Annotated in this window: 20 protein-coding genes; 15 read left to right on the plus strand and 5 right to left on the minus strand. The window is 53.8% G+C overall.

All coding sequences use genetic code 11. The features are described from left to right. The 3 genes from IK012_RS00160 to IK012_RS00170 form a co-directional block, all read right to left on the minus strand. Window positions 1–1,471: CotH kinase family protein (locus IK012_RS00160; RefSeq protein ID WP_290949089.1), on the minus strand; the 1,471-nt coding region annotated here is incomplete at its 3' end. 20 nt (window positions 1,472–1,491) lie between these two features. After that, the gene (locus IK012_RS00165; RefSeq protein WP_290949092.1) at window positions 1,492–3,291 is read right to left on the minus strand and encodes a CotH kinase family protein; all 1,800 of its coding nucleotides are present in this window, start codon (window positions 3,289–3,291) and stop codon (window positions 1,492–1,494) included. Between the two features lie 276 nt (window positions 3,292–3,567). Beyond that, the gene (locus IK012_RS00170) at window positions 3,568–5,370 is read right to left on the minus strand and encodes a CotH kinase family protein (protein WP_290949094.1); all 1,803 of its coding nucleotides are present in this window, start codon (window positions 5,368–5,370) and stop codon (window positions 3,568–3,570) included. 312 nt (window positions 5,371–5,682) lie between these two features. Here IK012_RS00170 and IK012_RS00175 point away from each other — a divergent pair, with 312 nt between their 5' ends. Next, window positions 5,683–6,858 (plus strand): DUF3300 domain-containing protein, encoded by a 1,176-nt coding sequence (locus tag IK012_RS00175; protein ID WP_290949098.1) that lies wholly within the window; start codon window positions 5,683–5,685, stop codon window positions 6,856–6,858. A gap of 5 nt (window positions 6,859–6,863) precedes the next feature. Here the strand turns inward: IK012_RS00175 and IK012_RS00180 are convergent, their stop codons facing one another. After that, window positions 6,864–8,141, minus strand: a complete 1,278-nt coding sequence (locus IK012_RS00180; protein ID WP_290949101.1) for a YgcG family protein — start codon at window positions 8,139–8,141, stop codon at window positions 6,864–6,866. A gap of 220 nt (window positions 8,142–8,361) precedes the next feature. Between IK012_RS00180 and IK012_RS00185 the strand changes: the two genes are divergently transcribed. The 14 genes from IK012_RS00185 to IK012_RS00250 all read left to right on the plus strand — a co-directional run bounded on the left by IK012_RS00185 (window position 8,362) and on the right by IK012_RS00250 (window position 22,035). After that, window positions 8,362–9,000, plus strand: a complete 639-nt coding sequence (locus IK012_RS00185) for an alpha/beta hydrolase (RefSeq protein WP_290949103.1) — start codon at window positions 8,362–8,364, stop codon at window positions 8,998–9,000. 88 nt (window positions 9,001–9,088) lie between these two features. After that, window positions 9,089–11,575, plus strand: a complete 2,487-nt coding sequence (locus IK012_RS00190) for an ATP-dependent helicase (protein WP_290949106.1) — start codon at window positions 9,089–9,091, stop codon at window positions 11,573–11,575. A gap of 150 nt (window positions 11,576–11,725) precedes the next feature. Continuing rightward, window positions 11,726–12,013 (plus strand): Asp-tRNA(Asn)/Glu-tRNA(Gln) amidotransferase subunit GatC, encoded by a 288-nt coding sequence (gene gatC, locus IK012_RS00195; protein WP_173379215.1) that lies wholly within the window; start codon window positions 11,726–11,728, stop codon window positions 12,011–12,013. Window positions 12,014–12,045: 32 nt separating this feature from the next. After that, window positions 12,046–12,768 (plus strand): NTP transferase domain-containing protein, encoded by a 723-nt coding sequence (locus IK012_RS00200; RefSeq protein ID WP_290949110.1) that lies wholly within the window; start codon window positions 12,046–12,048, stop codon window positions 12,766–12,768. A 101-nt stretch (window positions 12,769–12,869) separates the two neighbouring features. Next, entirely contained in the window at window positions 12,870–13,334 is a 465-nt protein-coding gene (locus IK012_RS00205) for a helix-hairpin-helix domain-containing protein (RefSeq protein WP_290949112.1), read from the plus strand. Between the two features lie 38 nt (window positions 13,335–13,372). Next, a complete protein-coding gene (locus IK012_RS00210; protein WP_290949115.1) occupies window positions 13,373–14,293 on the plus strand; it encodes a hypothetical protein in 921 nt (306 codons plus the stop codon). After that, a complete protein-coding gene (locus IK012_RS00215; protein ID WP_290949117.1) occupies window positions 14,290–15,303 on the plus strand; it encodes a hypothetical protein in 1,014 nt (337 codons plus the stop codon). Before IK012_RS00210 ends, IK012_RS00215 begins: the two co-directional genes overlap by 4 nt. 1 nt (window position 15,304) lies before the next feature. Beyond that, window positions 15,305–15,853 carry a 16S rRNA (guanine(966)-N(2))-methyltransferase RsmD gene (gene rsmD, locus IK012_RS00220; protein ID WP_290949119.1) on the plus strand — a complete coding sequence of 183 codons (549 nt, stop codon included), beginning with the start codon at window positions 15,305–15,307 and terminating at the stop codon, window positions 15,851–15,853. Window positions 15,854–16,060: 207 nt separating this feature from the next. Continuing rightward, window positions 16,061–16,576: a pantetheine-phosphate adenylyltransferase gene (gene coaD / locus IK012_RS00225; RefSeq protein WP_290949122.1), complete on the plus strand. Its 516-nt coding sequence runs from the start codon at window positions 16,061–16,063 to the stop codon at window positions 16,574–16,576. A 97-nt stretch (window positions 16,577–16,673) separates the two neighbouring features. Further along, window positions 16,674–17,576: a rhomboid family intramembrane serine protease gene (locus tag IK012_RS00230; protein ID WP_290949124.1), complete on the plus strand. Its 903-nt coding sequence runs from the start codon at window positions 16,674–16,676 to the stop codon at window positions 17,574–17,576. Beyond that, a complete protein-coding gene (locus IK012_RS00235) occupies window positions 17,576–18,538 on the plus strand; it encodes an adenosine kinase (RefSeq protein ID WP_290949126.1) in 963 nt (320 codons plus the stop codon). The genes IK012_RS00230 and IK012_RS00235 overlap by 1 nt, the downstream gene beginning before the upstream one ends. A gap of 159 nt (window positions 18,539–18,697) precedes the next feature. Further along, a complete protein-coding gene (locus IK012_RS00240; protein WP_290949128.1) occupies window positions 18,698–19,963 on the plus strand; it encodes a hypothetical protein in 1,266 nt (421 codons plus the stop codon). 21 nt (window positions 19,964–19,984) lie between these two features. Continuing rightward, on the plus strand, window positions 19,985–20,422 hold the full coding sequence (locus IK012_RS00245; RefSeq protein WP_290949131.1) for a hypothetical protein: 438 nt from the start codon (window positions 19,985–19,987) through the stop codon (window positions 20,420–20,422). A gap of 14 nt (window positions 20,423–20,436) precedes the next feature. After that, on the plus strand, window positions 20,437–22,035 hold the full coding sequence (locus IK012_RS00250; RefSeq protein WP_290949134.1) for a choice-of-anchor I family protein: 1,599 nt from the start codon (window positions 20,437–20,439) through the stop codon (window positions 22,033–22,035). A gap of 95 nt (window positions 22,036–22,130) precedes the next feature. Here the strand turns inward: IK012_RS00250 and IK012_RS00255 are convergent, their stop codons facing one another. Next, entirely contained in the window at window positions 22,131–22,556 is a 426-nt protein-coding gene (locus tag IK012_RS00255; protein WP_173379659.1) for an ACT domain-containing protein, read from the minus strand. Between the last annotated feature and the right edge of the window lie 10 nt (window positions 22,557–22,566).

Raw genomic sequence — 22,566 nt, forward strand, 5'->3', positions numbered from 1 at the left:
CCGGTTCCGTAAAACCGAGTAGCTCGTCCATCACTTTCATTCGTTCTTTTATTTTGTTGCGGACGTGTTCGAATTCTCCGTCCCATGTATCTGCATTGAATCCGCCCACAGCCATCCGTGGTTTATCTGTGGTGTTGCAGTATTTCATGGGCTCCAGATCTTCATCGTTGGTTCCGCTTGGTTCTCCTAAATTTGGCCATCGTTTGAAGTTCCTTTCGGCGGCACTCGTCAGGAATGTTTTCATGGAGTCCAGATAGGAATCTATGGTTTTGGTGTGCCAAACGCCACTACGGAGTTCCGCCCAACGTTTTGACATCTTTGTTTGGAAAACGCTGTCCCTCCAGATTCCAATAAGCCAGTTGGTTAGTTTATACGAACCTAAGCCCGATGAATGACTGGAGCTCTTGTAGTTGTTTTCTATTATCCAGTTATCAGGGTTTGTGGTTCCGAAGCCTATGGTGGAATTCGTATCAATTTTATCATCATCGCCGCTTTCTGGTTTATAACTGTTCATGAAAGCTAGTTCGAAATCCCATGGCGGGCCCAGTGTTGTTTTGCCTACGGTCTTGTTGCCATGCTCGTCCGTTTTATCCTTGGGCTTGTACATGAAAATATTATAGACATAGGCATCTACATGATGCGTGAGTTCTTGAAGCAATATGTAATCCACTGCGGATGTTACATCCACGTAGTTTTCGTATCCGCTCCCGTTTTTACCGTCCTTGTATAATGCTTCGAGTTCGTTCAAATAATTTTTTAGGTATTCATCTTGCTCTTTCGTAATTTTTTCTTTTTTGGGGTAGCGATAGACTACGTTTATGCCATCGGATGTTTTGAAATCGGACATTGAATAGTCTAGTATGCCTGCTCCGTGCCTATCGATCTTTGTGTCGAATTCCCAAATGTAGCCTCCGGTGAGTTCCTCGCCTTCGATGTCCGTTTCTTTAAGTTTGCTGATGTTGATGCGGTATTTGCCTCGCTTGATTCTTTCGATAAGCACGTAAACGCCGCGATAGACCCCGTTGATGTACAGATCGAAGTATTTGGTGCGTGGGCTGTAACGACCTGTTTGCCGGAAGAGCCAGTGCGCAAACGTGTTTCTTATCATGCTTTTATCGACATAAGTTCCGTGCAAAACCCAGTCGTCGGAGGGTGGGAGGCCGAGTAGGCTTACATTTATGTCCTTGCCCGTTGAATCGTGGAACTCGATGCCATAGTTTGGCTTGGGGAATGCTGCCGAGGTTAGTCCACGGACATTGATACCTATGTCGTATTGAATGGCCTTAGAACTGTCTGCGACGTTGTTTGTTTTACCATCCAAAACCTTTATTGTGGCGGGTATTTTTTCGATGGTGTAGTAGTCTATGCATTTTTGTTTGGAGTCAATGAATATAATGGGCAAATCGTATATTTGCGCAAAAGCGCCTGCTGATACGCAGAGCGCTATGGTACAAACCAGTTTTTTAAACATTCTGGCAACCTACGTTTATGTTAGCGGTTCATCATTTTGCCGTTGAGAGTCGCTATCCATGCCTTGTTCCGTGCATTGGCCGGAATTTTCAGGATTGAGAGTCCCTTCTTGATTCGGGTCTTGTACAGGACAACGCCATTCAGGTCGATGAGGGCGAAAGTGCCGCCCAGGCTTGTCTGGATTTCGATATTGTCGCCGTTTACTGCAAAGTAGTTGGCCGGGGACAGCCTGGTGAAATCGTCCTGGGAGCCAAACCACGGAATCGTGTCGTCCGGAATGGTGTCCTTCTGCCAGTTGGGCCAATGGAGTTCGGGGTCTACAGGTCCGGTTACAACGGGATTTGACGGTTCCGTAAAACCGAGCTTCTGGTCCATCCACTGCATTCTTTCTTTCATTTTTGTGCGGAGGTGTTCCACTTCGCCTTCCCAGGTATCGGCGTTGTTGCCGCCCATGCCAAAGCCGCCGCTGCTGCTATTGCCGCTACAGTATTTCATCGGCTCCGGGTCCTTGTCGCCTTGGCCGCTGTTTTTGCCCAAGTTCGGCCAGCGCTTGAAGTTTCTGTCTGCCGCATTTTTCAGGTAGGTCTTCATGGAATCCAGGTAGGCGTCCATGACCTTGGTGTGCCAAACGCCGCTGCGGAGTTCTGCCCAGCGCTTTTTGAGTTCGCTCTGGTAATCGCTCCTCTTCCACATCTGAACGAGCCAGTTGGGAGCCTTCAGCGAGCTCATGCCGCCGCCACCCCAGCCGCCGCCCCAGCCACCGCCGCCACCACCTTGTTGGGGTGCCTTGCTGCTGCTTTCAATCTGCCAGCTATTGCCTCCGCCATACATCATGCCGCCGTTGCTCATGGCGAGGTTGAAGTCCCACGGCGGGCCGAGTGTCACTTTGCCTTCGGTATATACGCCGTCCTTGGTCTTGTTCTTGGGCTTGTGCAAGAAGAAGCTGCACCAGTAGGAGTCGCCGTTGTTGGTGACTTCTTGGTGTAGCACATAGTCTACGGCGGAACCGAGGTCAACGTATTTATCGTATCCGTCTCCGTTCTTGCCGTTCTTGAACAGGGCTTCAAGATCGTTCAGGTACTTCTTCAGGTATTCTTCCTGTTCCCTTTGAATGTTCGCTTTCTTGGGGTAGTGCAGAATGACGTTCAGGCCGTCGGAGGTGTTGAAACCTTCGGCCTCGATACCACCCTGGTTGTTGCTGCCGCCGCCACCGGTGTTGGTTCCGACCTTGTCGAATGCCCATATGTAGCCGCCGGTAAGGCTGTCGCCTGCAATATCGTCTTCTTTAAGCTTGCTCACGTTCACGCGGTACTTGCCGCGCTTGATTTTTTCGACCATCACGTACACGCCGCGATAAACGCCATTGATGTAGAGGTCGAAATGCTTGGTGCGCGGGGCGTAACGGCCTGCCTGCCTAAAGAGCCAGTAGGCGAGAGCGTTGCGCAACATGCTCTTGTCTACGTAGGGGCCGTGGAAAACCCAGTCGTCGGCAGGCGGAAGCCCGAACATGCTCACGTCCATACCTTCGCCCTTTTCGTCGCGGACTTCGACGCTGTAGCCCGGCTTGGGGAACAGTGCGGAAGACTGACCACGGACCTTGATGCCGATGTTGTAGAAGGTGCCCTTGGCGCTATCGGCTACATTATTGGTCGCCCCGTCCAACACCTTCATGGTGGCGGGAATTTTTTCGGTGACATTCTTATCGAGGCACTGCTGCTTGGTGTCAACGAAAATGATGGGCAAATCGTATGTCTGGGCAAATGCGGATGACGCTAGGCAGAAAGCCAGCGACAAAAACATTTTTTTGGATTGGCTGAACATATTTACTCCTAAACCAAGTTTTCTTGTAAAAATAAGCTCAAAAGGTTAGTTTGTTTCGTATAATTTTTTTTTGTGTTGTAGAACCATTTCTGCTGTTTTTTAAAGAAAATGCCTAAATTTCGCTAATTTTATGGATAAACGCAAAATAGGGTTTGAAAGGGTTGTAGTCTTAAAAAAGAGTGAGGGACAATATGTCCCATTTTTTGCCCAAAATTGCTTGAAAACCAAAAAAAGAGACGTCCCGAAGGTCGCCTCTTTTTGGCTTGTCAAGAATCTTTAGCGGTTCATCATCTTGCCGTCGAGAGTCGCTATCCAGGCTTTGTTCTTTGCCTTGGCCGGAATCTTCAGGGTGGTGATACCCTTCTTGATCTGGGTCTTGTACAAAGTAACGCCATTCAAGTCGATGAGCGCGAACTTCCCGCCAAGGTCCGTGTGGATTTCGAGGCTCTTGCTGTTCACGACGTAGAAGTTCGTCGGAGAAAGCCTGCTGAAATCATCCATGCGGACGTCCATCGGATTCTGATGATGATGCTGGTGGCTGCTGGTGTCCTGCTGCTCTACCTTGTCACCCTCGTCATCCTTACCTTCCTTGCCTTCTTCATTTTGCCAGTCGGGCACATGGACGATAGGTTCGGTCACGATAGGGCTTGCAGGCTGCGTAAAGCCGAGCTGGTCGTCCATCCACTTCATTCGTTCTTTCATCTTCTTGCGGACGTGTTCGAATTCACCGTCCCAGGTAGTAGCGTTGTAGCCGCCCATGGCCATGGCCATGCCGCCACCGCCACCGCCGCCGCCCCACATGCCGCCGCCACCCCACATGCCGCCACCGCCCTGGCCGCCTTGGCTCTGGCCGTTGCAGTATTTCATCGGTTCCGGGTCGGAATCGTAGGTGCCGCTGGCTTTACCGAGGTTCGGCCAACGCTTGAAGTTTCTATCGGCTGCCTTTGCGAGGTAGGTCTTCATGGAGTCCAGATAGACGTCCATGGTTTTGTCGTGCCACACGCCGCTGCGGAGTTCTGCCCAGCGTTTTTTCACGGCAGCCTTGTACGTCGCATCGCTAGTCCACAGCTTGTTGAGCCATGCCGGGCCGGTAAAGCCCATGCTGTAGCCACCGCCGCCAAACTTGCTGCTGCTTTCAATCTGCCAGCCGGTGGTGCCGGAACTGAACATGCCGCCACCGCCGCCCCACATGCCGCCGCCACCACCTTGGCCGCCGCCGTTTTCGGGCTGGGTTCCGTTGCTCATGGCGAGGTTGAAGTCCCACGGCGGGCCGAGCGTTACCTTGCCGCCCTTGCTATCCTTGGGCTTGTACAAGAAGAAGCTGCACCAGTAGGAGTCCGCATTGTTGACGGCTTCCTGATGTAACACGTAGTCCACGGCAGAACCGAGATCCACGTAATTTTCGTAACCCTGGCCGTTCTTGCCGTTGCTAAATAGGCCTTCGAGGTCGTTCAGATACTTCTTCAAGTATTCTTCCTGCTGCCTTTGAATGTTGGCCTTCTTGGGGTAGTGCAGAATTACGTTCACGCCACCGTTTGTCTTGAAGCCTTCGGCTTCGATGCCGCCCTTGTTGTTGTTGCCGGCGCCGCCTGTGTTGGTGCCCGTCTTGTCGAAAGCCCAGATGTAACCACCGGTAAGGCTGTCGCCGCTGATGTCGGTTTCTTTAAGCTTGCTCACGTTTACGCGGTACTTGTCGCGTTTGATTTTTTCGATAAGCACGTAAACGCCGCGGTACACGCCGTTGATGTACAAGTCAAAGTGCTTTGTGCGGGGGCTGTAACGGCCTGCCTGCCTGAACATCCAGTGGGCGAGCGCATTTCGAATCATGCTCTTGTCCACGTACGGCCCATGGAAAATCCAGTCGTCGGAAGGCGGAAGCCCGAACATGCTCACGTCGATACTCTCGCCCTTGTTGTCACGGATTTCGATGGTGTAGCCCGGCTTGGGGAAGGTTGCGGAGGACTGGCCTCTGACCTTGATGCCGATGTCGTAGAGGGTGCCCTTAGCGCTGTCCGCAACGTTATTTGTTGCCCCGTCCAACACCCTCATGGTGGCGGGAATCTTATCGGTGACGTTCATGTCAAGGCATTTGCCCTTGGTGTCAACGAAAATGATTGGCAGATCGACTGTTTGTGCAAAAGCATTCGCTGATAGGGCGAGTGCTAACCCATAAGAAAATAGCAATGTCTTCGATAATCGCGACATATTTGCCTCCTGTATCCAATACCTCTTATAAATCTATATGTTATGGCAAATAAGTATATGTTAATTGTCGTTTACGCGTTGTTTTGGCTTACAACTAAAAAAATCGAAAAAATTGTTTTTTTTGCAACCAAACTGGATTTTCGAGCATCAAATTGATGTATTTTAAGGAAGCGAAGGAGGTTCCTCATGAACGCAAACGAAACAAAACGTTCCAAAATTTGGCTGGTGGCCATTTTCGCGATGTTCTTCTGTATACCAAGCGTAATACACGCTCAGGAAGGGTTCTCGCAAGCAGAATTGGACACGCTGGTGGCTAACATCGCTCTGTACCCAGACCCGCTTTTGGTCCAGGTACTTTCGGCCTCAACCTATGGAGACCAGATTGCCCCGGCAGCCCAGTGGGCTGAAGAACACAAGCATCTGAAAGGCAAGGACCTTTCGGTTGCGCTTGAACGCGCGAAGCTCCCGTACGATGCCAGCGTGCAGGCGCTTATCCCGTTCCCGCAAGTGCTGACGATGATGGCCAATTACGGCGGCTGGACAGACCAGCTGGGCTATGCGGTCGTCATGCAGAAAACCGACGTGATGGCGGCTATCCAGCGCCTGCGTCGTACAGCCTCCAAGTTCGGGCACTTGAAGAGCGACCAGTACGTGAAGGTCTCGAATGGCGATAACATTTCGATTACGCCTGTGCGCACTGAATACGTTTATGTGCCGGTTTACAATCCCCACTATGTCTACTACCACTATTACGACGGATATACCACCGTTACGTATACGCCTGCCGTATGGCTTGGCAGCTGGTTTGGATTCTGGGGCTGGGGTGCATGCTGGTTCGACTGGCATTCCCGTGTCATCTACGTGCGTCGCGCTCACTGGCATCCGCGTTGGCATTACCCGCGTTACCCGCACCGCTATGTACATTCGCCGCGTCGCTATGCGCCGCCTCCGCGCCATCATCATGATCGCCCGCATCATGTCGCGCCCCCTCCCCGCAGGGAACACCGTGTCGTGCCGGCAGGTCACAATCCTCCGCCCCCTCCTCCGAAACAGCACTATGAACACCACTCGAAGAGCGGTTTCCATGTGAATAGGAGTGAGCCGCGGGCTTCATCTTCGAGGCCGGAACCGAAGAACTACAGGTCTGAACCGCAGCCGCCCAGGCAGGAACCGAGAAATTACAGGTCCGAACCGAGGCCTGAACCCCGTTCGACTTCCAGGTCCTACGAGGATGACTCGAACTCTTCTTCCCGCTACAGCGGTCGCAGGGACGACGACAACTCCCGTGACAATCGTGGCGCTCGCTCGTCTTCTCACGGCTCGTCGCATATCGGCGCCGGAAGGGTGATTAACCGTCGATAGTTACTTTATATTAATATACCGCGTTCGATGCGGGCGAGGGTTCCCGAAAGGGTCTGGATAAGCCCCGCAAGGTCCCGAGCCGGATAGCGTTCTAGAACTACCTCGTTGTTTTCGGGGTAGTTTTCTGTTTCTAGGTAATAGATGCCGTAAAGGAGGGGGAGAACTTCGTCCAGGATTTTGGCGAAGGATGCGCTGCCGTGCTTTACGGGAGTCTTTTGCTCGGATGCTTCCTCGAGATTGGAACGGAGCTGGTCGAGCGTCTTGCGGATTTCGCGTTCGCATTGGGCGGCCAGCTTTTCGGGATGGGGAGAGAATCCCGTGAGCGGCTTGATGCCGCAGAGGGCGACGTTCCTGTTCGCTATGTGCACGTATTCCAGCGGGCTTTTGTCCAGCGAATGTATGATTTCTGCAGGACTGTAGAAGTTCACGAATTCCAGGTTCTCCCTGCTTGCCCGCTTCATGAACGGGGCCAGTTTCTCGATTTCGGCGGGGGAGTTGTCCTTGAGGATGAAGTTTATGGTCCAAGGCGACTTTAGGGCGTCGAATCCTTCCATGAGGCACTTGCCGGAAATGAATGCCGAGACGAGGTTGTCGCCGAAGGTGTTCTTGAAAATTTCCGGCCACTGCGACTTTTCGATTTCGCTTACGCTCAGGAGTTTCTTCATGTTGTCGAAGAATCCGAACCGCCTTCCTCTGGTTCCAAGCGCAATGAGCAGGCCGAATACGACCACGATGAATATCCACCCGCGGATGGTCATCGGCTCTTCTTGGGGAAGGTCTTTTTCGTCGATGTTTATAGGGGTTCCCTTGTCGTCCGAGATCATGAAGGTAAGCTTTGCCGCGAGGACGAGAAGGCCATCGCCGTAGTGTTCCTGGCGGAAGTGGGGAACGAGGATTTCTTGGTCGAGTTTCTTGAGGGTTACATCGTCGAGGATCCCGTTTGCGGTTCCCTTGGATACGATGAACTTGCGCCTCTGTTTCTGTGCGACGAAAATCAGGATTTCGCCATCCACGCCGGCGTCGGCTTTCCATTTTTCCGCGATGTCCGAGGCGTACTGGGAAGCCTCCCTTTCTCCGATGTCGTCGAGCAGTACGGCATCTATGGAAATGCCTGTCTCTTTGGCGAGATCGCTCGAGAGGGCGTCGAAGAATTCTGTCTGCTGGGCCGAAACCAGGCGGTTTTCGTCGTAGATGTGGCTTTTATCCGGGCGCGAAGGGAGCCCGAATGCGATGGAAGATAAGGCGAGCGCGGTTGCTAGAAGTATTTTGATATGCTGGTACACTTAATGATTGTCCGTCGGGATGTTTTTTTTATCGGCTCAAAAGAGCCTCTATAAGTTATTTTTTTGTGATTTATATGTAATTTGTGTTTTTTTTGTATTCCAAAATATAATATCTAGAAAAATTTTTTTCAAAAAATTACACTTTTTTGTTTTTGCATATATACATTTATCTGTGGTTGTTCCATGAATGTTTCCGTGGAGTATTGTTTGGAGATGGAACGTGAGTGAAAAATGGATTTGGTTGCCGGATTGGGCGTCTGATTTGTCCCTATGGGAAGATGATCTGACGGATGCGGATGCATCTGCCAAGCACTCTTTTGTACCATACGAGAAAATGGCGCCGCATCTCGACGACGTCTATGCCATTGACGGCCTTTCCAAGGCGAATACCGTAGTCGGCTGGGGGCTTGGCGCTTTTGCCCTGCTGCTCGGCGCGTCGAAGCGTCCCCAAAACCAGAAGTGGATACTGCTTTCGCCGTTTGCGAACTTCTGCGACGAAGATGGCCCGTGGAATTCCGAGAACCTGCTGTTCAAGGCGCGCGAAATGCACACCTCGCTCGACGTGGGCCTCAAGGCGTTCAAGGAACAGTTCGACGACGAGTTCAGCGACTGGCCCGAGGAATGGCTTGATGCGGCAAGGAAGATGGATGCGACGCTGCTTGCGGACGGCCTCAAGTTCCTCGCCGCTAAGAAAATAGAGAATGTTATCGAGGACAGCGATAATATCCAGGTGCTTTTTGGCCGCATGGACCAGGACGTAACCCCGGCCATGACGCTTAGGCTTAAGGAGTTCCTGCCCAAGGCTTCGTTCAAGGAACGCCCCAAGTCAGGACACTGGCCCCCGATGATGCTTTTCTAAAAAACAACCGTATTTTTTTTCCCGCTTGGCAATGCCCTGGCGGGATTGTTTTATATTTGCGCGCGATAGAGATTATTAGGAGTTTTTGATGGCGTGTGTTGTTGATGCGAGCGTTTTGGACAGGGAATTGAACCCGGAACAGGCCGCGGCCGCGAAGAAGATTGACGGCCCGATGCTCATTCTTGCGGGCGCCGGTTCGGGAAAGACCCGTGCCATCACTTACAAGATTGCCCACCTGGTTTCGAGCCATGGGGTGGAACCCAACAGGATTCTTGCGGTGACGTTCACCAACAAGGCCGCCCGCGAAATGAACGAGCGTATCCAGAAACTGTTGGATACGCGGATGCGATTTGAATGGATGGGAACGTTCCACTCGGTGTGCTTGCGCCTTTTGAAGATGTGCCTTCAGAGGGATTTCGTGCGGCAGGCTCTCGGCTCGGATTGGTACGATTCCAATTTCTCCATTTACGATGACGACGACCAGAAGCGCATACTGAAGCAGATCCTCAAGGAAGAACTGGGCGATGACTGCGATGCGGCCGAAATCAAGCGCGTGCATGGCGCTATTTCGCGCTACAAGAATACGGTGCTCTACCAGAATGGGGAAGCCAGGTTGCAGACGCCGGATGTCGCCATGGAGCGTGCCGAATTTGTCGACGAGGAAAACCGCGCCCGTTACTATGCGGAATACCAGAAGCGCCTGCGTGAATCGAACGCCATGGACTTCGATGACCTCCTGTTCAATACGGTGCTCATGCTCCAGAAGGTGCCTAGCCTTGCCGAACAGCTGGCCAACCGCTTTAAGTACGTGGTTGTCGATGAATACCAGGACACGAACGACGTGCAGTACGAACTCCTGAAGCTCCTTATCAACGAGGAGAGGAACGTGACCGTGGTGGGCGACGACGACCAGAGCATTTACGGCTGGCGTGGCGCGAACATCAAGATTATCCGTAACTTCCATCGTGACTTTGCGCCTGTCACCATCGTGAAACTGGAACGCAATTACCGCTCCACAAGCAACATCGTGAAGGGGGCGGGCTCCGTGATTGCGCATAACGTGCGCCCTCTCGAAATGGAGAAGAAGGTTTTCTCCAAGGAAGAGGCGGGCGACCCGATTCGCGTGCGCCACATGGAGGACGACCGCGCCGAGGCGCAGCAGATTGCGAACTGCATTATGGCCGCCGGTAGCGAAAGCTATGCGAAGACCGCTATTTTCTACCGCACCAACGCGCAGTCCCGCGTGATAGAGAAGGCGCTGAACGATTGCAGGATTCCTTCCGTCATTTTCGGGGGCACGCGCTTCTGGGACCGAAAGGAAATTCGCGACATCCTTTCGTACCTGCGCCTGCTTGCAAACGAGAAGGACGATGCGGCTCACCTGCGCGTCATTAACACCCCGTCCCGCGCCATCGGGAAGACTACGGTGGAGACCGTGCTTGCGCGCGTCCGGAACGGCGAAGGCTCTTTTTGGCAGGTGCTTGTGTCCGAGGCCAACGGCACGGGACGTACGGCTCCGAAGCTCAAGGGTTTTACCGACCTTGTCCAAAGCTGGAAAGACCTGATTGCTGCGGGCGAGACACCTCTTCCGATTCTTGCGGAACGCATCATCTCCGATACGGGATACAAGGACTTTTTGCGCAAGGAAGATGAGCTTACGGCGGACGAACGCATCGCGAATATCGATGAAATGGTGAACGCCATCCGCGAATTCGACGAAGAACATCCGGATGCGACGCTCGATTCGTTTATCCAGGATATTTCGCTTTTGACGGATGCCGACAAGAAGGTGGATGATTCCAAGGGCGCGGTGACGCTCATGACCATCCACATGGCGAAGGGCCTGGAGTTCAATACGGTGCATATCGCCGGCTGCGACGAAGGCGTTTTCCCGCTGGTCCGCGAATCCGCATTCTCTGCGGAGGGCGAGTCTCGCGAACAGATGGAAGAAGAACGCCGCCTGTTCTATGTGGGCTGCACCCGCGCCGAGAAGAAACTTTATCTGTACCATGCGGAACGCAGGTTCCATCAGGGAACGATCCGCCCGTTCGCTCCGTCCCGCTTCCTCAAGGAGCTCGACCCGTCCGTGGTGGATTTCACTCCGTGCGTCAGTGGCGATTCCCTGAACAGTTTTTCGGGTGGGGCTTTCCCGCGTTACAACAAGGCGCCTGACTTTGTCCGCCGCGCGATGTCTTCTTCGAACCGCGGTTCTTCGGGCGGTTACTCTTCGGGTGGATATTCCTCGGGCGGTTCTTCGTTTGGGAGTTCTTACCCCAGGCAGTCCGTGCCGGCGTCTGTCCGCAAGAACGACCAGCGCATCGTTTACAGGAACCCGGTGAAGGTCGCTCCTCCGGTAAAGCCTGCCGTGCCTAGCGGCCCGCGTGTCGTTTACGACGAGTACAGCGAGAATCCTTACCATCCGGGAGTTCGGGTGCGCCATTCCAAGTATGGCGTGGGGACGATTGTCAAGTGCTACGGTACGGGGGATAACGCCCGCGTGGATGTCCGCTTCAACGGTGACAACGCCACAAGGACGATTATCTTGAAATATGCGGCTTTGCAGATCATTGGGTAGTGCCGCTTACGACTGTTTATAGTTTTAAGTACGTAGTTGCTAGTAAGCTTTTCACGAAGAAACTATCTGAAACCTGAATTTCTAGTAACTAGTAACTATCAACTGGTAACTTATTTTGCTATCTTATGCGATGTAACTAACGAGGTTTTTATGCTCGAACGTGAAGAAGTATTGAAATTGGCGAAACTCTCGAGGCTCGAAGTTGCCGAAGGCGACATCGATTCCGTGAAGGGGCACCTGGACAAGATGCTCGACCACATGGAAGCGCTCAAGTCGCTCGATTTGTCGAACGTCGAACCGATGACCGGCGTCGAAAACGGTGCGACGATCCTCCGCGAAGACGTCCCGGTGCAGGGATTCTCGCTGGATCAGGCTTTCGCGAATGCGCCCGCAGTGGAAAACGACCACTTCGCCATTCCGAAGGTTATCGGCGGCTAGTCTGAATTTGCCATAAGCGCCTTATTGAATTTATGACTGCAGTACACTGCATAGTACCCGCACGTATGGGGTCTTCTCGGTTTCCAGGGAAGCCCCTTTTTAAGTTATGCGGTAAGGAAATGATTGTGCGCACCCTCGAGCGTGCCAGGCTCGCGGAGTGCTTTGATCGTATTGTTTGCGCGACGGACAGCGAACAGATTGCCGAGGTCGTCTCCAGGGCGGGTTTCGAGTTCCTGCTTACCGGGCCCGCGAATACGGGTTCTGACCGCGTCGCCGAGGCCGCAAGAGCCTTGGATCTCGACCTGGTGGTGAACCTGCAGGGGGATGAACCCCTGGTGGAACCCGACGTGCTTGTCGATGTCGCGCACGAGCTCGCGGCGCATCCGGATTGCTGGGTGAGTGTCGCCTGCCCCTTGAATCCTATGGAAGCCGAACTTCAGACCGTGGTGAAGGTCCGGGTCGAAGACGGTATTGCCGTGGACTTTACCCGCCACGTGGAGCCGAGTGATGCTCCGCGTTGGTTCCAGCACCAGGGAATATACGCGTATTCCCGAGTGGCGCGGGACGAGTTTTCTTCGCTGCCGCAGAGCGCGGTGGAAAAGGAACGTTCGCTGGAACAGATGCGCATCATGGGCATACGCCCGATACGCATGGTCATGAGCCGCTATCCGTCGGTGTCGGTGGATGTTCCCTCCGATGCCGCTGCGGTGGAAGCGCTCATCAACAAACAATCGCTTGAAAACAAGTGGGGATAAAATGATTGCATGCATGCGCGGGTTCGCCCCGCAAATCCCTGGACTTCGTTTTCGTTTCGTTTATCCGGTCTACCTCTCCTTTAGCCAGGCGAGGGGACCCGATGAATTCTGCTGAACGAAAAGTCCTTCATGTAGCACTGGCCCTCTTTTTGGTGGGAATCTTGGTGAGGTTCCTGCCGTGGGGGCTGCCTTCCGTCGATTTTGTGGACATCGGGGAGCGCCCGAGGAGGGTGGAAACGCCCCCTTTGCAGTCCAAGTTGGAATATGCGGCCCGCGGTGCCCCGGAGGCTGTCGAAACTGACGAAGGTGTAAACGAAAATTTACACAAGAAGGCGGGTAAAAAGCCCCGAAAAAAGAAGGCGGTAGTCCGCTTTCCCTTGCATATCAATACTGCGACGGCGGACGAACTTTGCGCGCTGAAGGGCGTCGGGCCCAAGCTCGCAGAGAAAATTATCGCCTTCAGGGAGCAGCACGGACCCTTCGACGGGCCTGCGAGCCTCCAAAAAGTACCCGGAATTGGCAAAAAAAAATTGGAGGGCATGTTACAATGGGTGATTTTTGATTAGTTTTTATACTATCAAAATCTTCATAAGTCGTTGAGTATATGAGTGATACGAAATTGTACCTAGGTATTGAGGTTGGCGATGTCTCCCTGAAAGTCGCTCTCCTGGATGGCGCCGAAAAGCGCGTCTTGAAGACTGCCGTGCTCCAGACGGAAACCAGCCCCATCGATGACATCTACACGTTCGAGACGGTCCTCCAGGGCTGGATAGACGAGTGTCATCTCGAAGAAATCGAGGCCATCTCCGTGACGGTCCCCGCCTTCAGGTCCATTGTCCGCCAGGTGTTCGTGCCGGCCGAAGCCGTCGCGAATATCGACGACTACGTCCAGTGGTACCTCGGGCTCATTACCAATGGCGATAAGGGCTCCTATATCACCGACTACAAGATTCTGGGTGGCGATTCCTCCGTCGGGCAGACCGTTCTGCTTATTGCGGTCCGACGTGAATGGGTCGATGCACTGCGCAAGGGATTCCGCAGCAAGAGCCTCGTCCCGAAGGGGATGGAGGTGGACGTGCTTTCCCTGATGAACCTCATGGATGCTGCCGAAGGGATCAAGAAGGAACTGGAATGCGTCATCAAGGCCGACTACTTCGGCGTGACACTGCTCTGGCTCAGCAAGGACAACATGCATGCGCTGCGCTGCGTCTCGACGCTTTCCCTGGTGAACGCCTCCATGGAAGAGGCCGCTTCTATCCTTGCCGACGGTATTGTCGAACAGATGAAGCTTGCTAAGGAACAGAACTCCGTGCCGGAAGTGAAGCAGGTGCACCTCTGTGGCGAAATGGCCATGGAACCCCTGTTCGTCCAGAAATTGCGCGAGAAGTTTGCTGACAATTGCCAGATTGTACTTATGGATTCTTTCTCCAATCTCAGACTGCCGGTCGACGAGGCCGATTCTGCCGCTGTGCTTAATTGCGCCGGTGCAATCGGAACTGCTCTCGGCCTGATGGGGGGTGTATGATTCGATTGAATTTGATGGAGGCCGCTGAACGCGTTGTTGTTACCGATGTCGTCACCCCGGTACGAGTGACTGACGTTTCGTCGCAGGTCAATACCTCCAAGAAAAAGACTTTGTTTGTCGCGGCTATTGTCGTGTTCGTGTTCGGTATGTTCAGCTGCATTTTGAGCGTGTTCGGCGTCCCGAAGCCTTTGCAGGGAATGCTGCCCAGTCAGTATCTCGATCTTATTGGCGCAGAAGACCCGAGCCGCAGTGCCCTTGCCTTGAGCAACGGACAGCAGACTTCTGCCGGTGGTTCGCTCGAAGCCCAGGCCGCTGCCGCCGAAGAAGCTATCAAGCGCCGCAACGCCTTGACTGTTGGCCAGGTGGTGGGCGAGGTCAAGCCGCAGGTGCTGTTCAACAACAAGCGCGAAGACTACAATTCGTTCCTTCCGATGGAAAAGATTTCGTACCAGCGCGCTGCGATCAACCAGTTCTTTACGTTCCTCACGACGGCGACTCCGGACGATGTCGGCTTCTCCGACTGCGTGTTCCAGTCCCCGAACTACTTCTATGTGCGTGGCGTTTCGGCCAAGCCCACTTCGCAGCGCAGTTTCTTGGAACGCGTGAAGGCGGTAAGTACGGACTTCCGCACGCCGCCTCTGCCCGAAAACGCTCCGGCGACCGACATTACCGCATTCGGCTTGTTTAACGTGAACAACGTGAACAAGGCTGCGGTGTCGACCTTCGTGAACGCGAAGGACATCGTCGAAGAAATCAAGGCGTTCAAGACTTTGGCTGCTGCGAACAAGGTAACGATATTCGGCTTCGACAAGCCCGCGATCGAAGAGTTTGGCGTGTACAAACGCTTCACCTATCAGGTGTCGACCACGGCGGACTTCCCGGAACTTCAGTCTATGATGGCAGCGCTGGATGCCTCTCCGGTGCGCATTGGCGTCACGAAGGCTGAACTCAAGCTCGTGAAGAGGAACCTGAACACCGCCATGACCCTGGTGATGTTCGTCGCTCCGTAATATGCCTATTCGCATTACTGGCGGTTTACTTCGGGGGCGCAACGTCCCCTCTCCCGATACGTCCAAGACAAGGCCTACGGGCTCTCGTACGCGCGAGGCCCTCTTCAATATTTTGCAGGGCGTGGAAGGTTTCCGCGTGCTCGACCTTTTTGCGGGTACGGGCATCATGGGAATCGAGGCCATAAGCCGCGGAGCGGCAAGCGTCGTCGCAGTAGAAATGGCGCATGCGCAGGCCCGCCTTGTGCTACAGGCGTACAAGTCGCTTTCTCTGGAAAAGCAACTTACGTTGTTCGAAAAGAATGCGCTGACGCTGGAAAAGGAATCTTTCTGCGTGTCGGAGGGATTCGACCTGATTTATGCCGATCCTCCGTTCAAGGACATGGAATATCCCGACTTGCGCAAGTTCTGGGACTGGCTGAATCCGGGCGGTGTCGCCGTCTTCGAGGCGCCGAGCCGCAACTTGCCTGCATGGGCGAAAGAGGCCTCCGACGCTGGTACCGTGCAGGTGCGTCGTTACGGGGAATCGTCCCTCGTTATTTACAGGGGCTAGAGTTCCTGAGGTTGCTGCGCAACAGTTCCTAGTTATGAGTTACTAGTTCTTAGTATCGTCTGTATCAAGATGCATCTTGATATAAGATATTCTAGTAACTAGGAACTATTGACTAATAACTAGCCCGCAGAGTGTAACTGCGCCGCAGGTGCTTAGTAACCAGTAACCAGCGATCAGTAACTAGCGACTAATAACTATATTTATGGCATGAAACGAATTGCCGTATTCGCGGGGTCGTTCGACCCGTTTACGCTTGGTCACTTGGATATCGTGAAGCGCGCTGCCGCGCTGTTTGATGAAGTGTATGTGCTCCTTGCGGTGAATGCGTCCAAGAAGTATCTTTTTGACGAGGCCGCCCGCATCGATATGGTGCGCAAGGCGGTGGCGCAGTTCCCGAACGTGAAGGCGGACTGCGTCGATGGCCTTACCGTCGATTTTATGAAGCGCGTCGGTGCGAAGTACCTGGTGCGTGGCATCCGCGGAGCATCTGACGTGGATTACGAGCAGACGGTCGCCTGGAACAACAAGGTGCTTTACCCCGAATGCGAGACGATTTTCTTGTCGAGCGCGCCCGAACACCTGATGGTGAGCAGCTCCGTTGTTCGCGAACTCCTGAAGTCGGGAATCGCGCGTGATGAAGAAGGCCGCAAGCTGCTCGCGAAGTACGTGCCTGAACCCGTCGCGGAAAAACTTCTAGAATCAGGCAATTTTAGCAACCGGTGAGCAGCAGCCAGCGACCAATAACCAGCGACTAGCGACCAACAACCAGTGACCAATTACTATGAGACCTTTTCAATTCTTACCTAAAGTTCTGCGAGTCTTGCTGATTGTCAATGCCGTCATTTTCGGTATTGCCTTTGTGGGCGGGACTCTGCTTGGCCTGCACCTGAACCTGCCCGGACTGGGCGATGCCAACGTTCGCGACTACATCGCGTTCCTGGGTGCCTTCTGGCCGTTTGCACCTGAACAGGCGTGGCGTTTTGTGACCTACATGTTCGTGCATGTGGACTTCTGGCATTTCGTGTTCAACATGTTGATGCTTTGGATGTTCGGCAGTGAAGTTGCCGACATGATGGGAACGAGGCATTTTACCGCGATGTACATGTTCTGCGGTGTCTTTGCTGCGGTATTCAGCCTGGTGATGTACCTGCTGGGGCTTACGAGCTCCCCGATTATCGGTGCGTCCGGCGCCCTGATGGGAATATTTGTGGCATATTACAAGTTCTTCCCGAACAGAATGCTCCTGATGTTCTTCTTTTTCCCGATGCGCATCAAGTATGCGATGTGGTTCATGGTGGCCATCGACGTGCTGATGGCGCATTCCAGCGACGGCATTGCGCATTTCGCGCACTTGGGCGGTGTCGTGGGCGGATTCTTGTACATGTGGATTTATGAACACGGTTTCGGTCGCTCCCTGGAAGGCTTTGCCGAAAAGGTCGAAGACGGAATACGCCGTGTGCGTCGCCCGAAGTTCCGCCTGCACGATGGCGGGAACAGCGCCGAGGATATTTCTGATGCTGATGTTGATGCCGGTATGAGCACGGATTCGCGCGAGCCGGATGAACCGCTGGAAGGCGAAGTCTTCTTCGTGGACGAGCAGAAGCGCATGGATGAAATTCTCAAGAAGGTTAGCCGTGACGGCATAAATTCCTTGACGGATACTGAACGTAAATTCTTGCTGAAGGCGGGCGAAAGGCTGCGCCGTCGCAGGGGAGGTATGTAATGAAGAAAGTTCTTGGTATGGGCGCGGCCCTCGTTGATATTCTCGCGAATGTGGATGACGCATGGATTGAATCGCAGGGCGTGCAGAAGGGCGGCATGAACATGGTGGACTGGCCGCAGATGGAAAAGTTCCTCTCGGCTCTCGACAAGCCGCTGCGCGTGCCGGGCGGCTCCACTTGCAACACGATGGTCGGGCTTTCCCGCCTGGGTGGCAAGGCTGCTTTCATTTCGAAGGTCGGTGACGATGAACTCGGAAATATTTTCCGCGCCCACTTGGAAAAGAACGGCGTGGAATCGAAGCTCGGTGTCTCGGATGCCGCGACGGGTTGCGTGTTCAGCGCCGTGACGCCCGATGCCCAGCGCTCCATGTGGACATATCTCGGGGCTTCGGACTTCCTTTCGAGCGATGACTTTGTGCCCGCGCTCTATGACGGCGTTGGCCTCTTGTATGCGGAAGGCTACCGCGCGTTCAATGCGGACTGCTTCAAGAAGTCTTTCACGTTGGCCCGCAGCCTGGGCGTGGAAACTGCGCTTGACTTCAGCAGCTTCGGCGTGGTGGATGCCTGCCGCAAGCTGTTCGACGAACTCTTTGCCGAAAAGATGATTGATATCATCATCGCGAACGAAGATGAGGCTTTCGCCTATGCGGGCGTGAAGGAAGAAGCCGCGCTCGACGTGCTTGCAGCGAAGGCGAAGGTCGCCGTGGTGAAGATTGGCAAGCGCGGTGCCCTCATTGCCAAGGACGGCAAGGTGACGCGCGTGCAGGCTGGCCCCGCAAAGGCTATCGACACGACGGGCGCCGGCGACCTGTGGGCGTCGGGATTCCTGTACGGCTACATGAACGGCTGGGACATGGAACGTAGCGGCAACCTCGGAAGCGTCGTCAGCAACGAGGTGGTGCAGGTGATGGGCGCCCAGATTCCCGAAGACGGCTGGAAGCGCATTCTGGCTGCCCGCGGATAATATTCCAGACATTTTTTGCATATGGTACAGGCCAAACGCTCCTTTGGGGGCGTTGCCTGTATTTTTTTGCTTTTTGAAGGGGTATTGTTTCCGCCTTTGAGGAAAATCACGGCAATCGCTGTAGTAAAAAGATATATTTAAAACGAAAATGGAGGTCATATGAAAAAGTTGACTGCTCTTGCAATATTTGCCATCGCGTCTTTTGCGTTTGCACAAGATGGGGCGATCCACAATGTGTGCGATACGCTTTCGCTAGGTACACAGCCCGAGATTGAGCTTGTTCCCGCCTATATCGATGAATCCAACTGGTACGGCAACCCGCGGACATGGGTGAAGGATTCCTCGACCTTTAAACGGCATGAATCCTATGAAACTCTGACCATGAGTTATTCCAAGAATAAGAGCATGCAGATGCCCGTATCTATTACGGCCGCTTGCCGCGAAATGCAGGGGACGAGTCTGGGTGTTGTCACGTGGACGACAAAGCAGACGTGGAAAAGCGAGGTCATATCCGGTTACACGACGGATATTTACGACATTCGCGCTTTGAAGGTGAATGGGCACGATTCCACGAATACCTATAACATTTTGGCTTTCGTTAATGGGCCGCTTCCTGAAGGTCTTGCGTTCAAGTCGAACGAACTGCTGTTTTCAGAAACCTTTGAATTTGCTTTCGAGTGGTGGTTTGCTTCTGCGAAATACCAGCACTTTACGGATGCGACGCATGCGACCAATCAGTACGGTTCTTCTATTGGCAATGATTCCCTGAAGGTTGTTAATGCCGCTATTAGCGCGTTGGCGATTCCCGATTCTATAACCAATATCCGCATTCAGGTGGTCAAGGTGGTGTTTATGGATTCCCGCAAGCAGTTCATTCCGGGATCCTCGTCTTCTAGCGTCGTGAGCAGTTCTTCTGTCGTTCCGGCATCCAGCTCGGTAACCGAGAGCAGCTCCTCCATTGTGGAAAGTTCTTCGTCAAAGCCGGCGAGCAGCTCGTCTCAGCCGTCTTCTTCTAGCAAGACGCCCGAATCTTCTTCTAGCAAGACGCCTGAATCTTCTTCTAGCAAGATTCCGGAATCCTCGTCGAGCGTGGTGCCGAGTTCTTCGTCCAAGCCGGTGAGCAGCTCGTCTTCGATACCGGCATCGAGCTCCAGCGTAGACAAGAGTTCTTCTTCTGTCGCTCCCGAATCGTCCAGTATGGGTCCGGAACCGAAATCCTCTTCTTCCAAGAAGCAAGAAAGTAGCTCGTCCGGGAATAGCGACCGCATAATGGTCTTGGGTGGCCAGGATGCCTCCAGGTATGTGGTGCAGGTGCGCCGTCTTGATGGTACTATTGCCAAGGATTCGAGAAAACTCGGCCCCGGCGTCTATTATGTGAAGTATTCTGACGGTACTTGGCAGAAAAAAGCCCTGCTCTTGAAATAGTTACTTTGCTATATTGAGGGCATGAAGAAGTTCTTTGCCCTTGTTATTTCCGTTGCCGCGATTGCGTTCGCGGCAGAGACAGCGTCGATGCCTGCGCCTACGGATCCTGCTGTGGATACGTCCGTGGAGCAGGTTCCCGTGGACGTGATGCAAGAGGAACTCAGCGTGCGCGATAGCGTGATGCAGCTTCGCGATAGCCTTTGCACGGTGGAGAAGGATTCGCTCCGCAAGGCGGTTGTCGTTGAAGAGGCCAAGTGCACAAACTGGGAAAAGAGCTACCAGACAATGAAGGCCGATAATGAGGTCTGTGCAAAAGCTTTGGGTGTCGCGCTCGGCGTGAACGAGAAAAGTAAAGAAGAAGCCGATGAAGAGAAGAAAAAAGCCGCAATGATGGGGGGAACATCGTTCCTGAGCGGTCTTGGAATAGGTCTCTTGATCATGTGGCTGATAATGAAATAATTTAGGATTTGTACATGAATAAATGTGCCATCGTGTCTTTTGGCCTGCTTTTAAGTGCGGGCTTTTGTTTTGCTAAGCAAAATGCCGTGTCTGCCGGTCCGTTCCAGTTTGGCAACGTGCTGACTCCGCTTGCTACGGTTTCGTTGAAGACCGCCGAAATTTCGGCGTTTATGCCGGGCAAGAACGTGTTGTTCGTTGTGGGCGGCGACAAGGTAGTCGAGGTGGTGGACCTGAGCAATCCCGGACTTCCGAAGAAGGTTGCCGAAACGCAGGTCCCCGGGAATGCGTCCAGTGTGACTGTCCATGGCGACCTTGTGGCGGTAAGCCTGCTCGAAGATGAGGAGTGGCGTGATGGACAGGTGCAGGTGATGCGCTATACGGACAGCCTGGAAACCATCGGGGTGTACAAGGTGTGCAGCCAGCCCGACATGCTTACGTTCACTCCCGATGGCAAAAAGCTGTTGGTGGCCTGCGAAGGTTCGCCAAGTGCGGACTTTGCGGAAGACCCCGAGGGCGGTGTCGCTATTTTGTCTGTGAAAAATGCAGGCAAGGCGGAACTGTGGAAAAAAGCGGAACTGACGGTGGCCCGCTTCAACAGGCTCGATACGGCGGGGTTGAAGAAGGCGGGTGTCCGCGCTCCTGGTGCGCAGGGCTTTGTCAAATCGCTGGAACCGGAATACATCACGGTGTCGGGTGATTCCAGGTGGGCTTGGGTCTCGTTGCAGGAGAACAACGCCATCGCCAAGCTGGATGTTGCGGCAAAGAAGATTGTGAAGGTTTTCCCGCTCGGCTATATTGACCATTCGCAACCCGGCAGCATGCTCGATGCTGTCAGCGACGGAATGATTGAAATGAAAAATTACCCGCTGCGTGGCCTGCGCCAGCCCGACGGGATTGCCTCTTTTGCGATTGGCGACAAGTACTACGTGCTGACGGCGAACGAGGGCGCCCCCGTGAACGATTACAAGGCGTGGACGGATGTGACGACCCCGCTGATGCTTGCGGAACAGGGAAGGCTCGACCGTAGCGTGTTTACGGATTCGCTCCTGAACGAACTGAAGGATTTGTCCGTGAGCAACCTGGAACGCTGCAATGCGGGTAGGCGCACTCATGCAAGTGACAACTGCCCTTACATGTACGCTTTCGGCTCGCGTTCCGTGAGTATTTTTGATGGTGAGAAGGGCTCGCTCGTGTGGGACTCTCACGAAATGTTCGAACGCATCTTGGCTAAAATTGCACCGGAATACTTCAACTGGAATTCCAAGAAAAACAAGGTCAAGATGGACAAGCGCAGTTCCGACAAGGGCTGCGAACCCGAAAACGTGACTGTGGGCGAGGTCGGCTACAAGCGCTACGCCTTTGTGGGGCTCGAACGCACGAGCGGAATCGCCGTGGTTGACGTTACCGATATTGAACAGGGCAATCTTCTCAAGGTGCGCTCTCCGGAAGACTACAGGGGGCCCAAGGTGGTCGATTATTACCTGGATCCGCTGGACCGCGGCCCCGAGGGAATCCTCTTCATTCCTGCAGACAAGAGCCCGCTTGCCGACCAGGCTTTGCTTGTCGTCGGTTACGAGTACAGCAAGACGCTCACCATTTACCAGGTGAAATAAAAAAGTATTTCAGGGTATAAAAAACGCCGGGCTTTGGGCTCGGCGTTATATTTTTTGGATTCCTCGGCTAACCGCCTCGGAATGACGCAATGGGATTATCCCAGCAGTTCTTCCTTGCTGATGGCCTTGAAGTTCGTTGCCTTCAGGGCTTCGATGGCCTTGTCCACGTCCTGGAAGCGCAGAATCATGATGTTGCTGCCGTTCAGGGTGGAGGGGTAGGCGTACATGTAGTCGATCTGCTGGCTACCGACCGCGGTGGAGAGCAGTTCGGCGAGGCCGCCGATGGCCGCGTTCACGGGGCAGGCTACCACGTCGGTGATGGTGGCGCTGAGGCCCGCCTTGGCGAGCACGTCAACGGCCTTTTCCGGGTCACTGACGATAAGGCGGATGAGGCCGAATTCGCCCGAGTCGGCAAGCGTGAGCGAAAGCAGGTTCACGCCGGCGTCGGCGAGGGAACGGCACACGGCCTGGAGACGGCCCGGACGGTTCGATACGAAAACGGATACTTGCGGAATCTTCATGTTGTACCTC

The sequence above is a fragment of the Fibrobacter sp. genome (assembly GCF_017551775.1).
Classification (GTDB): domain Bacteria; phylum Fibrobacterota; class Fibrobacteria; order Fibrobacterales; family Fibrobacteraceae; genus Fibrobacter.

What these genes read in the sequence shown, in the direction of transcription:
- IK012_RS00165 (WP_290949092.1), bottom strand. Translation starts at nt 3,291, where the DNA reads ATGTTCAGCCAATCCAAAAAAATGTTTTTGTCGCTGGCTTTCTGCCTA.
- IK012_RS00170 (WP_290949094.1), bottom strand. Translation starts at nt 5,370, where the DNA reads ATGAACGTCACCGATAAGATTCCCGCCACCATGAGGGTGTTGGACGGG.
- IK012_RS00175 (WP_290949098.1), top strand. Translation starts at nt 5,683, where the DNA reads ATGAACGCAAACGAAACAAAACGTTCCAAAATTTGGCTGGTGGCCATT.
- IK012_RS00190 (WP_290949106.1), top strand. Translation starts at nt 9,089, where the DNA reads ATGGCGTGTGTTGTTGATGCGAGCGTTTTGGACAGGGAATTGAACCCG.
- gatC (WP_173379215.1), top strand. Translation starts at nt 11,726, where the DNA reads ATGCTCGAACGTGAAGAAGTATTGAAATTGGCGAAACTCTCGAGGCTC.
- IK012_RS00200 (WP_290949110.1), top strand. Translation starts at nt 12,046, where the DNA reads ATGACTGCAGTACACTGCATAGTACCCGCACGTATGGGGTCTTCTCGG.
- IK012_RS00205 (WP_290949112.1), top strand. Translation starts at nt 12,870, where the DNA reads ATGAATTCTGCTGAACGAAAAGTCCTTCATGTAGCACTGGCCCTCTTT.
- IK012_RS00210 (WP_290949115.1), top strand. Translation starts at nt 13,373, where the DNA reads ATGAGTGATACGAAATTGTACCTAGGTATTGAGGTTGGCGATGTCTCC.
- IK012_RS00215 (WP_290949117.1), top strand. Translation starts at nt 14,290, where the DNA reads ATGATTCGATTGAATTTGATGGAGGCCGCTGAACGCGTTGTTGTTACC.
- rsmD (WP_290949119.1), top strand. Translation starts at nt 15,305, where the DNA reads ATGCCTATTCGCATTACTGGCGGTTTACTTCGGGGGCGCAACGTCCCC.
- coaD (WP_290949122.1), top strand. Translation starts at nt 16,061, where the DNA reads ATGAAACGAATTGCCGTATTCGCGGGGTCGTTCGACCCGTTTACGCTT.
- IK012_RS00235 (WP_290949126.1), top strand. Translation starts at nt 17,576, where the DNA reads ATGAAGAAAGTTCTTGGTATGGGCGCGGCCCTCGTTGATATTCTCGCG.
- IK012_RS00240 (WP_290949128.1), top strand. Translation starts at nt 18,698, where the DNA reads ATGAAAAAGTTGACTGCTCTTGCAATATTTGCCATCGCGTCTTTTGCG.
- IK012_RS00245 (WP_290949131.1), top strand. Translation starts at nt 19,985, where the DNA reads ATGAAGAAGTTCTTTGCCCTTGTTATTTCCGTTGCCGCGATTGCGTTC.
- IK012_RS00250 (WP_290949134.1), top strand. Translation starts at nt 20,437, where the DNA reads ATGAATAAATGTGCCATCGTGTCTTTTGGCCTGCTTTTAAGTGCGGGC.
- IK012_RS00255 (WP_173379659.1), bottom strand. Translation starts at nt 22,556, where the DNA reads ATGAAGATTCCGCAAGTATCCGTTTTCGTATCGAACCGTCCGGGCCGT.